Here is an 11,326-nt window from a genome sequence, read left to right on the forward strand (position 1 = left end):
ACATATTTGCAAGGTTTTAAAGCTCTAAGATACAAATTCTTGCAATAAAAAACAAGCTATTTTAAACCCAAAATACTAATAATCAGTAAATTATAGGCGGTTTAAGGAGCGACTAATTAGTCTCATAAACAAGTTTTATAAGTGATTAAAACATTATTATCCTTTGAAATCAATTTTATGTGATAGAGAACTAACCATTAGATTTTATTTATTATCAATCTATTTTTACCGTTCATCTATAAGTGTATTACACTTTCATCATAGCCTTCATATTCGATTTGAAAAGTGGTGTGGGTTATTTTAAAATCTGTTGTCACTTTGTCTGTTAATATTTTCAGGATTTCGTTGCGATTTTTATTTTCATCTGCAATCACATGAGCACTCATGGCATTAACGCCTGACGTAAGAGACCAAACATGAAGATCGTGGAGTCCCTTGATTTCCGGGAGTTCTTCCAGTGATGCTCTAAGCTTGCTGATATCTACATCTTTCGGTGTACCTTCCAATAAGACATTAACCGCTTCCATAAGCAACTTTAAGGTTCTGGGAATGATTAATAGACCTATTGCCGCAGAAATGATCGGATCTGCGTAATACCATTGTGTTGTCAGCATTATCACACCTGCGATCATTACTCCTACGGATGTCAGCATATCCGACAAGACCTCAAAATAAGCACCTTTCATATTAAGACTTTCATTGGAGTCCTTTCTTATGATAAGGATACCGATGATATTGACCACAAAACCAATTCCTGCAACGATCATCATGGAGCCACTTTGCACTTCAGGAGGATTTTTAAATCTTTGAAATGCCTCATATAAAACAAATAATGAGATACCCAATAGCACAACAGCATTAATCACAGCAGCCAAAATCTCTGTGCGATAGTACCCAAATGTTTTTTCAGGACTAGCCTTTCTCTCACCAATTTTGATTGCAATAAATGCTAGGAGTAAACCGACAACATCTGTTAGCATGTGAGCAGCATCCGCAAGCAATGCAAGACTTTTTGTTGCAATTCCTCCAATGACTTCAGCAATAAGATAAGTACCACTTAGTGCTAGGACGATGAGTAAATTTTTCTTATGTCTGCTTGATGCAGATCCAGTCTGTTTATTTGTGTCGCTCATAATTTTATGTATTTACTAGATTGACTCTACATTTCGAAGTAAGTATTATTTTCTTTTTTAACAGGAATATCATTTTCTTTGATCATCTGTACTTCTTTCAATCCTTCCGTCTAAATCCGTTCCTGAAATGCATCTAAACAACTGTAATTCAGAATTTATTGACATATATTCAGCGGTTATGTTAAGTGCTATAAGTTCCAAATCAGACATCTTTGGAGTCCTAATTTGCTTCTGCGTTGTGATATGTTTGCAAGTTATTGTCAATTCTTTTAAAATAATTTTGTAGTTTTGAATGAGATTGTTCATTTGTTTAATCGATTGGTAGTCAATTAAATATACGACTTTTAAGTCAATTGAACAATCTTTTTTTTTATTTAATTTGTAAATGCACAACAGGTAATTTGCTCTTCTTTCTCCCATTTACTAATGTATGTTTCCCAGTAGCTTTTTTGAAATTCCAGGAACCTTCGAAGGCTATCCGGTTTCATCAAAGACATAAACATTTCTTTTCTTTGCCTGTGTGCTGAATTATCCAATGTCTGGACGCCCTTCTGGCCGAATAATGTTTTTTGCACCCTTTTAGGAGTAGCTCCTTTGCGTTGAAACTTTTCAGTATCATAGAAAACCTCCGCGGCGTCTTTTCCACTGATGCAAATTGCTTTCTTTAACATTAAGCGGGTTCTAAAAATATCAGTCCCAAGCTTTTCACGCTTTTTCTGAATAAATTCATAGCCGTCACGAAGTAGTATCAAACTACTATCAAAGTTTTTGCCTTTCGGAATAGCTGTCATGTTCTTTACATCTTTAAAAAATAATCTTTCATTTTTTAGACCAGTAACTGATACTTAATACAATTTAAGTTATGTTGAATTACAGCTACTGCATCATTTAATACAAAGCCCTCCTATATTAAATATGCAATGCCCTGTCTTGGGTAGCTGCCAGACAGGCTTCTTTAAAGGTCTCGGAAAATGTGGGGTGCCCGTGCGACATCCGTGCAACATCTTCGGCAGATGCCCTAAACTCCATTGCCACCACCGCTTCGGTATAACTGTCTGCAATGCGGGGGCCTATCATATGCACGCCCAATATCTCATCGGTCTGTTTATCGGCTATAACCTTGATAAAGCCATCGGTATCCATACTTATTTTTGCCCTTGCATTGGCCTTGAATGGAAAAGATCCTGTTTTTATAGTTTTATTGGCCTTCTTCAATTCTTCCTCTGTCAATCCTACTCCTGCAACCTCTGGTTGGGTATACACGATATTTGGGATAAGCGAATATTTGATATGGGGTTTTTGGCCAACAATCCGTTCGGCTACAAAAACGCCTTCCTCACTGGCTTTATGGGCAAGCATTGCCCCTCGGATTACATCCCCAATGGCATATACTCCCTTGACATTGGTTTCGAGGTTCTCATCTACATTTATCTGTCCTTTCTCATTGGTTTCCACTCCTATATTTTCAAGCCCTAAATTGGCGGTGTATGGTTTTCGGCCAATGGCCATAAGGCAGTAATCGCCTTCTAAATTCATTTCTTCTTTATTGGAAAGGTTTTCCGCATTTAACGCCACTTTGCCATTAGTTGCCGTTGCATTTGTCACCTTATGTTCCAAATAAAAATCAATTCCCTGTTTCCTTAGGGAACGGTGCAATTGATGTCCCAGTGCGCCATCCATAGTGGCAATAAGGCTATCAAAATATTCTACTATAGAAACCTTTGAACCCAAGCGGGCGAATACGGAACCTATCTCGACCCCGATAACGCCGCCGCCAACGACCATTAAATGCTTGGGGATGTCCCGTAGGGCAAGGGCTTCGGTGGAAGAGATTATCCTTTTTTTATCGATTTCAATATTGGGCAGTGAAGCGGGTTTGGATCCGGTGGCAATGATGATTTTATCGGTTTCTATGGTTTCCGTTTTATCTTCGCCCTTAATTTCAATAGTATTTTTATCCTTGATGATACCGTGGCCTTCATAAACGGTGACCTTGTTCTTTTTCATCAGATAATCAACGCCATTGATGATTTCCTGTACCACATCTTGAACCCTTTGGTTCATTTTCAGGATATCGACATTGGCCTCTTTAACATCAATCCCAAATTTTTCGAATTGATGCTTGAGTTTGTAGTAATGCTCAGAAGCTTCCAACCAAGCTTTTGACGGAATACAGCCCACGTTAAGACAGGTACCGCCCAACGTGCTGTACCTTTCAACAATGGCCACTTTTAATCCCAATTGGGCGCAACGGATGGCACTTACATACCCACCCGGGCCAGACCCTATAATAGTTACATCAAATTTTTCCATATTCGTATTTTTTTAAGTTAGTTAAGGTAGAAAAAACCTGAACCTGACCTTTGGTCACGAGAATTCAGTTTTCTGTAAGTGGTTTTTCAGAGCAATTGTAGATACGGATTTCCGTTTCCGAATATACATACAGAAACAATACTTTTTTGTAGTTCCAAATTTTACGTTGTGCTTCAGCAATGTCTTTTAAATATATTTCATCATTGAAATTTGCAACTTTTTTCAGAAAAACAGCAGGAAAACTATTATTGGTTTCTTCGTCTGTATTGAAATAAATTAAATCAACACCAAAATCTTTTTCTTTTACTTCATTTAGGATAACAGCTTCACTATCCGATAGTTTTTCACTATCGGATTGAATAGACTTTGCTCTACCTAAATCAAGAAATTCAAGAATATCAAGTGTTGCCATATTACTACATACGATTAGTACACAATCTTCAAAGATACTTTAAACTTATTAAAAAAAACTTTTCTTTCAAGGAATTTTTGTTCATTCACTTATTAGGCGAGAAAGATTTTCGTTAAAAAGAATCAAACTTCTCCATAGCTGTTGCTTTTATTTCATCAGCAATATCAATATATGGCTTCATTGCCTTATAATCACTATGTCCTGTCCATTTCATAACCACTTGAGGTGGAATTCCCAAAGACAAAGCATTGCAAACAAAGGTTCTCCTTCCAGCATGAGTACTCATAAGTGAATATTTTGGTAAAACTTCTTCAATCCTTTCATTACCTTTAAAATAAGTTTGGGTAACTAGTTCATCTATCTCAGCTAATTCAGCTAGTTCTTTTAAATAATCGTTCATTTTTTGATTACTGATTACAGGCAAAGCTTTATTATGCTCAAATTCTACATCGATATATTTGTTTAGAAGTTTTCGGCTATAACTATTCAATTCTATTATCAAATTATCTGCTGTTTTGAGTGTTGTTATCTCTAAGTAACCGTCCTTTACATCAGATCTTTTCAAATTAAACACATCCGAATATCTCAATCCCGTAAAGCATTGAAATAAAAAAACATCTCTTATTTTTTCAAGATAGCTTTTATCCGTAGGTATTTCATATTCAGTAAATCTCTTTAACTCAGACTTGTTCAAAAAAATGATTTTCTTTTGAACATTTTTAATTTTTGGTTTAAACTTTTCAAACTCTCCACTTTTTGTATAACCTTTCTTCATAGCCCATTTCAAAAACCACTTCAATGCAGCAAGCTCTTTTGAAATTGTTGAATTCTTGTGATTCTTCCCTTCTAAATATCGCTGATAATTTGAAAGATATTGCTCATTAAATTTCTCAAACGAAATATCATGGTCAAACTCTTCCAATACTTTTTTCTGCGTTTTCATTTTTTGAAGAGTCCTGAAATTCCATTGACTGTTAATTGATTCTTCATTAACAAACATATCATATATCTCAAAAAAATTCTTTTCAGATTTCAGTTCTTCCTTAGGCGTTCTTCCAATCTCAACATTAAACCATTCCCTAAACTGGTCTTGGTTAGGTATCAAATCATCAATTTCATATTTCTGAAATGTTTTCTCACAAGCGGATTCAAATAGTTGTATCTTTCTATTTATAACACTTGCCGAGACTTTTTTGTTCCCGTGAGTTGTATTGGCTTTGCATCGTTGTGTTTCTGTGCTCCATTTTTGTATTTCTACTCTATATCCCAAATTGAAAGCCACAATATTGCCATCCCACTTAATACGATATCGCAGTTTTGCAGTAGGGTTGTCTTTTTCCCTATCAAGAAGAAATTGAGCGTGATATTTTATATTCATATTAGAAAAATTTGAATTATTGAACTTCAATAGAGCCCAATTTAAAGTCCCGTATTGACACTCCTTCTGCTTTAATCAAGTCATCTAAGGAGTATTTTAAAGTTTTTATAAGTTGATTGTCAGCATAGACATTTATTGTTTTGGACAATGCTGAAGAAGTTGTTTGCTCTGAACCGCCTTTATGGGTGTAGATTTTTAAAGAGAAATATAAAACAGGTTCGCTGGTTTCAATAAATTCAATGGGCTTTAATGAATTTTCTGATATTCCTGCTTCATTTCTATAATTTGTAAACTCTTGGGAAATCTTCATTAACTCATTGAAAGACTTATAATTTAAGCCTCCCGCTTCATCTTTCCAATTATTCGTTCCCATAGTATTTGTAACAACTGAAATTTCCGTATTACTTTTACTAACAATCTGTTCTAAATTTCCATTATTCACTTTTACAATACCAAGCCACATATTTTGATTGTACTTCTCAAAGTCCCCCGCATTTACTATCTCAATTTTCAACTTTCTTTGATTTTTTATCAAATCCGCTTTTTCATCATCTGATTTTTTATTTTCTTTCTCCTGGTATTTTGAAAAAACCTTTTGTGCAATATCTCTATCTCTACTTTTCCAATTATTAAAAGCATTTTTCTTCTGCTGAGCAATCACGATTCCCCCAAATAAAATAGCACTAATTATTAAAATCCTCTTCATAGTTATTTTTTTAAAATTTCAAGAAGTATAGTAACCTGTCTCATGCTGTCCGATAGTTGCTCTTGACTGGTTTTCAATCTTTCTGTTAGTTCTTTTTGTATTTCTTGATAGCCTTTTTGAAGTTCTATCATATTAGAAAACTCGCTATGCGAAATAGTAACATTTCCACTAATATTTCCATTAATGTTACTGTTTACATTATTTCCTGAGCCATTATTATTAATGTTTTGGTTGTTGGTTTTTAGCATTTCACCAGATTCCGAAATAAACCACTCCGGATTCAAATCGGGATAAGTGTATAGTATTTTTTCAATAGTATCTGAGTTGAGTCCCGAGTTGTTTTTTATAGCTCTGCCAATTAAACCAACAGACAAACCAGCTTCAACAGTGATTTTATTGGGGTTTAACCCTTTGTAGGTCATGTAATTTTGCAATCTTTCAGTTATAGTCATCTTTAAATTTTTTTTGTTTTTGAGATTAAAATATAGATATGTTTCAATATTTATTCTATATTTGCAATACAAATATAGTTAAATATATACAAATAAGTGTTTTTTTAGAATAAATTACAATAAAAATTTCAAAATGGAAGATTATAATAGACCAATTTGGCAATTGACCATAGGAGAATTTGTGGAAATTTTAGATGCCAGAAAACAAGAATCATCAGAAAACCCCACACAAGAAAAGGTATTTAATGAAAAGTATGTTTACGGTCTTTCTGGATTAGCAAGAATATTGGGATGCTCTAAAAATCATGCAGGAAAATTGAAAAGTAAGGGAATTTTTGATGACGCCATCATTCAAAATGGGAGAAAAATTATCATTGATTCGGAAAAAGCATTAGAACTTTTTAAAGATAACAGCTGATGGAAAACATAACCCCACAAACACCTCTTTGCAATCTGACCGTAAAAGAATTTTTAGAGATATCTAAAAATTTAAATTCTGAAAATATGTATGAATACGGTTTAAAAGGTTTGGCAAAAATTCTGGGCTGTTCCATTTCAAAAGCATCCAAGATTAAATCTTCAGGAATTTTGGATGAAGCCATCATTCAGAAAGGAAACATCATCATCATCGACAAGAAAAAGGCTATAGAACTTTTTGCAAGCAGTTAGAAATGTATTACTTGGAACTTATCGACCGATTTTGGGACTTCAATCAGAAGGCAAGACTTGGTTCTTCGGCAATTTCGCTCTATCTGTACCTTTTGAAATTAGGAAAGGACAACGATAGTTATAAGGTCGTTATTTCCGATGTTGCACTCGGTAATGCATTGGGAATAACTAGAAAAGCCGTAAAACCGACCAAAGATAAACTTCGCGAGTTGGGTCTTGTTGAATTTGAGTCCAAAAGTGGATTTCCTTGTAATTACAGAATTCTGTTAATTTACTTATCTGATATTCCCATACTGGAGAAAATAGAGAAGGAAAAAATCGAAAAAGTACCAAGTTTGGAGATTGTTGAAAAACATGAAACTTTAAAGAGAAGCGATTCGTCCAAGGAAGTTGTTCCCAAAATCAGTAAATCTAGTGATAAAGTTTCCATTACTGATACTTCCAAAAGCAGCAAGTCAAAAATTATTCCCGAATTGGAAGAATTTATTCAGTTTGCAACAACTTTAGAGGATTATCAGCCTCTTTTGGACTCTGTAATTGAAGAAAAATATCATTCGTGGTTAGAAAACGACTGGCGGAATAGTTCTGGAAGACCCATTTCCAACTGGAAATCCTCATTAAAAAGTATCCTGCCCTATTTGAAGAATAGTAAAAAAGATGATGCGGTTTCCGTCGATTCCATTCCAAATATCAAACGACCGAAAACATCATGAAATCAATAAAAAGTCGATTTCATTTCTAACAAATCGTAAAAACTTAAAACAATGAAAATATCTGACTTAAAACCTGGTCAAAAAGTAACCATCAATAAAATATCTTACGAATATCTGGGTATCCAGAAAGTGAGGATCCCCAATATAGGAGAAGCCGAAAAAAGGGTGTTCAAAGCAACTGGTGTTGATTCCTACAAACACTACAGTCTCATTGATGGAGACAAAACACTGAAAAGTGAGAAAATAAAACTAGTAAAGAAAACTGTTCGAACCAAATAATTACCATCTGAAATCAGGAAATAAGAAATCAGGAACATTAAGAATAGAAAATGTCTTTATCTGAAAAAGATTTGCGCCATGTCCGAAAGAAGTTTGAGGACAAGGGAGAAAAAGTTCCCGACAAGATTCGGCTGGGAAACCATTTCGTGGACGACTTTATTTTTGATGACCAACAAGCGGCGGACATCCCAATCAATGCGCTTCGAGTCATTTTCAATATCGTTGCAATTATCGGCAATGAACAGTTTCGTCCCGAAGACCGTCCGAAGCAACTTTCCCTATTTGATGAAGAATTTGAAACAGAAAATAACATTTTCGCCTCCATCAAAATCCGGAACAGTAAAATTTCTCCGAGTGGTTCCACAAAGCAGGTTGTGGATGCCTATGAATTTCTCGCCAAATTTAAGATGGGATGGTACAAATCGCTTAATTCAAAAGGGAAAGAAATCAAAACATTTGGCGGACTTATTTCTACGCCAACCTATGACCAAAGAGGTTTTACCACATTTCTAATTAGCAGTTACTGGCTGAAAAAATTATTGGTTATTCCCGAATATAATTATGTACTCTATCATCTGGTGTATAATATCAGAAACAACAAACACATTATTTTCTCCATCTGGCTTTCAAAAATTCCCGAATCGGGAACAATGCTGAAGCTGGGTAATTTCAATAAAAAGTTTGGGTTAAATTATAAAAATACCAAAGATTTCTGCTTCAAATTTCTAAAGCCCATCAAAATCAATCTCGACAGATACAATAGTTTTTCTTTCCAATACAGGTATGAAAAGGATTCCATATTTATTGTTCCTATCTTAACCAAAGGATTTTCTCATCCATTTGAAGAAGCAAAAAAACTTATAGAATCAAACCAAGAGAATTTTAACCAAAGTCATAAAATTAACCGAAGATTGCTCTATTTCAAAAAACGATATAGATTAGACGAAGCCGAAACAGTCCAGTTTTTCCATCAATACGAAAATATACAGCAGACAAGGGAACTGATTGAAAGAGCCTTCAAGGAATTTATTAGGAACTGCAGAATGAGAAAGATAGCATCGACCGACTTTAAAGGTCAAAAATTTCTTATTGAAATTCAGGCACACATCAAGCATTTGTATAGAAATACAAAAATGGGAGAAATATTCCCTAATGGCTATCCGATGATTGTCTGATTTCGGAATTGCACTCACCACCAATTCGGAATTGCACTCACTAAAGTTAAAGAAATGTTAAAAATGAACAAAATAACAGCATCGAATTCGGAATTGCACTCACCCGAAGATTTAGAAAACACAAAAATTGTGGATAACCTAGCTGTTTTGTGGATAACTACGGTTATCAGAATAAATGGAAAAATCGATTCGGAATTGCACTCACCCCAAAACAGGCTTTATTTCGGAATTGCACTCACCCAGATTTCGGAATTGAACTCACTAGTTTTCGGAATTGAACTCACCGAAAAACAACATTAAATCCTTTGTGGCAAAAGAAGAATGCCGTTTGCTAAAAGTAATATAAAAGTAAATTAAAAGTCTTTTTTATTTAAAAGGGAAATGTGGATAAGTAATTTGCATTAAAAGAAAAAAAATGAATTGCGAAAAAGTCAAGCAAAACGTCGGAATTCGGGCGGTTTTGGAGTCGTTCGGGCTGTTTCCGGTCAAAGAAAATCCGAAAACTGCGTTTTATTTTGCGTTGGACCGGGAGGAAAAAATTCCAAGTCTGGCGGTCGATTTTGTCAAAAACAAGGCGTTCGATTTTGGAAATGGAAAAAGTTACGATGTGATTTCAATTGTCCAACAGATAAAGAAATGTTCCGTTTCAGAAGCATTGAAATGCCTTTCAACATTGGATTTTAGAGTTCAAAATGAAATAAAATATCACGAAACTACTGGTCAAACATGCAATCAGATTTTAGAAATCAAAGAAATCCAGCATCCTGCATTAATTCAGTATCTGAAGTCCCGAAGAGTTTTTGAGCAAAAGCATAGGGTTAAGGAAATTCACTACGAATTGAAAGGAAGAAAATATTTCGGAATTGGATTTCAGAATAAGTCCGGAGGTTTTGAGATTCGCAATCCACAGTCAAAAATATGTTTGGGAAAAAAGGATGTGACGTTGATTGTTAATGATAACAATCTCAAGAACGAGATTCTCATATTTGAGGGCTTTTTCGATTATCTGACCTACCGAAATTTAGACAAATCAGATAATTCAAACTGTGATTACTTGACTTTAAATTCAACCGCAATGTTTTTCAAGGTGGAAGAAAAACTGAAACAATATGAGAAAATTTCACTTTTTCTAGACAATGATAAGAATGGGAAATCGGTTAAATTAAAAATTAAAAGTCAATACAAAAATGTAGAGGATTGCTCTTTAATTTATCATAATTTTAAGGACTTGAACGAGTGGTTTTGTAATATTTGATCAGTTTAAATCATTGGAGAAACCATTTTCCAATGAATTTCCTTTAGTTTTCCATTAACAACCACGTCCATTGATTAAGTTTCCCAACTGCGGTTGGGCTTTTACGTTTGCAAATGTAGGACGGCACCACCCACACAAAAAAATCTTTTTGGGTTTCTAAAAAAATTCTTTCCACAAGCTCCAACAATTTTTCCAGACACTCCTAAATCCTTCGGACAAAAAGATTTCAAGCCCGATTCGGAATTTTCTGCCTTTATCCAGCGGAACCGAATCGGGTTTTGTATGGATGGTGCCGTCCTATGTTCATGGGCAAAGAAAAAGCCGGAACCTCAGTTGTACGAATCAAATCAACCATAGACGTTCTTTGAAATCAACGGAAAAACAATAAAAATCCAGCAAAAAATACTGTTTTCTAACTTAATATAAAAAAAGAAAAATGCCGAGTGTCCTCGATACCAAATCAATTCACTCCCAACATTTGACCTTTGACAAAACAAAAATTAACAAAATATTAACATTTTAAAATTTAAGATTATGAACACAATCGTAGGTAGAATTACCAAAAATGCAGAAATCAACACCTTGAAAAACGATAAACAGGTCGTAAACTTTTCGGTAGCACCCAATGACTAAATTACTAAAAAAAGTGGAATTGAAAAGCATATGCGGCTAAATATTTAGGCTTTTCAATTCAAGACTTCATCCCGCATTTTGCCAATACAATGTTGAACTAAACCTTCGGTAGCTTTCTCAGCGCTATATTTAGTTACTTTGTAAAACTAATTAAAAATCAGTAAAATGGCAACAAAAAAAAGAGTGTAGAAGAGCTTAGAGAAAACAA

Annotated in this window: 15 protein-coding genes and 1 pseudogene; 8 read left to right on the top strand and 8 right to left on the bottom strand. The window is 34.5% G+C overall.

From position 1 onward, the window contains the following. Positions 1-236: 236 nt before the first annotated feature. From OK344_RS13190 to OK344_RS13220, 8 genes and pseudogenes are all read right to left on the bottom strand, one after another. Positions 237-1,133 carry a cation diffusion facilitator family transporter gene (locus OK344_RS13190; protein ID WP_072410598.1) on the bottom strand — a complete coding sequence of 299 codons (897 nt, stop codon included), beginning with the start codon at positions 1,131-1,133 and terminating at the stop codon, positions 237-239. A gap of 72 nt (positions 1,134-1,205) precedes the next feature. Continuing rightward, positions 1,206-1,439 (bottom strand): annotated as a pseudogene (locus OK344_RS13485) (IS982 family transposase); the annotation flags it as partial. Positions 1,440-1,507: 68 nt separating this feature from the next. Then, entirely contained in the window at positions 1,508-1,924 is a 417-nt protein-coding gene (locus OK344_RS13195; RefSeq protein WP_265145199.1) for a cytochrome P450 family protein, read from the bottom strand. A gap of 118 nt (positions 1,925-2,042) precedes the next feature. Beyond that, positions 2,043-3,446 carry a dihydrolipoyl dehydrogenase gene (gene lpdA / locus OK344_RS13200; RefSeq protein ID WP_265145200.1) on the bottom strand — a complete coding sequence of 468 codons (1,404 nt, stop codon included), beginning with the start codon at positions 3,444-3,446 and terminating at the stop codon, positions 2,043-2,045. A gap of 64 nt (positions 3,447-3,510) precedes the next feature. Next, a complete protein-coding gene (locus tag OK344_RS13205) occupies positions 3,511-3,858 on the bottom strand; it encodes a hypothetical protein (RefSeq protein WP_265145201.1) in 348 nt (115 codons plus the stop codon). Positions 3,859-3,970: 112 nt separating this feature from the next. Continuing rightward, positions 3,971-5,236: a site-specific integrase gene (locus OK344_RS13210; RefSeq protein ID WP_116095221.1), complete on the bottom strand. Its 1,266-nt coding sequence runs from the start codon at positions 5,234-5,236 to the stop codon at positions 3,971-3,973. A 16-nt stretch (positions 5,237-5,252) separates the two neighbouring features. Then, positions 5,253-5,942 carry a hypothetical protein gene (locus OK344_RS13215; protein ID WP_265145202.1) on the bottom strand — a complete coding sequence of 230 codons (690 nt, stop codon included), beginning with the start codon at positions 5,940-5,942 and terminating at the stop codon, positions 5,253-5,255. A 2-nt stretch (positions 5,943-5,944) separates the two neighbouring features. Further along, positions 5,945-6,394, bottom strand: coding sequence for a hypothetical protein (locus tag OK344_RS13220; protein WP_088264813.1), 450 nt, complete (start codon positions 6,392-6,394; stop codon positions 5,945-5,947). Between the two features lie 133 nt (positions 6,395-6,527). Between OK344_RS13220 and OK344_RS13225 the strand changes: the two genes are divergently transcribed. The 8 genes from OK344_RS13225 (at position 6,528) to OK344_RS13260 (ending at position 11,118) form a co-directional block, all read left to right on the top strand. Further along, positions 6,528-6,812, top strand: a complete 285-nt coding sequence (locus OK344_RS13225; RefSeq protein WP_265145203.1) for a DUF3853 family protein — start codon at positions 6,528-6,530, stop codon at positions 6,810-6,812. Then, positions 6,812-7,063 (top strand): DUF3853 family protein, encoded by a 252-nt coding sequence (locus OK344_RS13230; RefSeq protein ID WP_024564041.1) that lies wholly within the window; start codon positions 6,812-6,814, stop codon positions 7,061-7,063. The genes OK344_RS13225 and OK344_RS13230 overlap by 1 nt, the downstream gene beginning before the upstream one ends. Before the next feature lie 2 nt (positions 7,064-7,065). Continuing rightward, entirely contained in the window at positions 7,066-7,776 is a 711-nt protein-coding gene (locus tag OK344_RS13235; RefSeq protein WP_265145204.1) for a hypothetical protein, read from the top strand. Between the two features lie 51 nt (positions 7,777-7,827). Further along, positions 7,828-8,055, top strand: coding sequence for a hypothetical protein (locus OK344_RS13240; RefSeq protein WP_265145205.1), 228 nt, complete (start codon positions 7,828-7,830; stop codon positions 8,053-8,055). 50 nt (positions 8,056-8,105) lie between these two features. Then, the gene (locus OK344_RS13245) at positions 8,106-9,230 is read left to right on the top strand and encodes a hypothetical protein (RefSeq protein ID WP_265145206.1); all 1,125 of its coding nucleotides are present in this window, start codon (positions 8,106-8,108) and stop codon (positions 9,228-9,230) included. A gap of 63 nt (positions 9,231-9,293) precedes the next feature. Then, the gene (locus OK344_RS13250) at positions 9,294-9,530 is read left to right on the top strand and encodes a hypothetical protein (RefSeq protein WP_265145207.1); all 237 of its coding nucleotides are present in this window, start codon (positions 9,294-9,296) and stop codon (positions 9,528-9,530) included. A 115-nt stretch (positions 9,531-9,645) separates the two neighbouring features. Further along, positions 9,646-10,485, top strand: coding sequence for a DUF8464 domain-containing protein (locus OK344_RS13255; protein WP_024564046.1), 840 nt, complete (start codon positions 9,646-9,648; stop codon positions 10,483-10,485). 534 nt (positions 10,486-11,019) lie between these two features. Next, positions 11,020-11,118, top strand: coding sequence for a single-stranded DNA-binding protein (locus tag OK344_RS13260; RefSeq protein ID WP_228460372.1), 99 nt, complete (start codon positions 11,020-11,022; stop codon positions 11,116-11,118). The last annotated feature ends 208 nt before the right edge of the window (positions 11,119-11,326 follow it).

It is taken from the genome of Kaistella yananensis (assembly GCF_026107505.2).
GTDB classification, from domain to species: Bacteria; Bacteroidota; Bacteroidia; order Flavobacteriales; family Weeksellaceae; genus Kaistella; species Kaistella yananensis.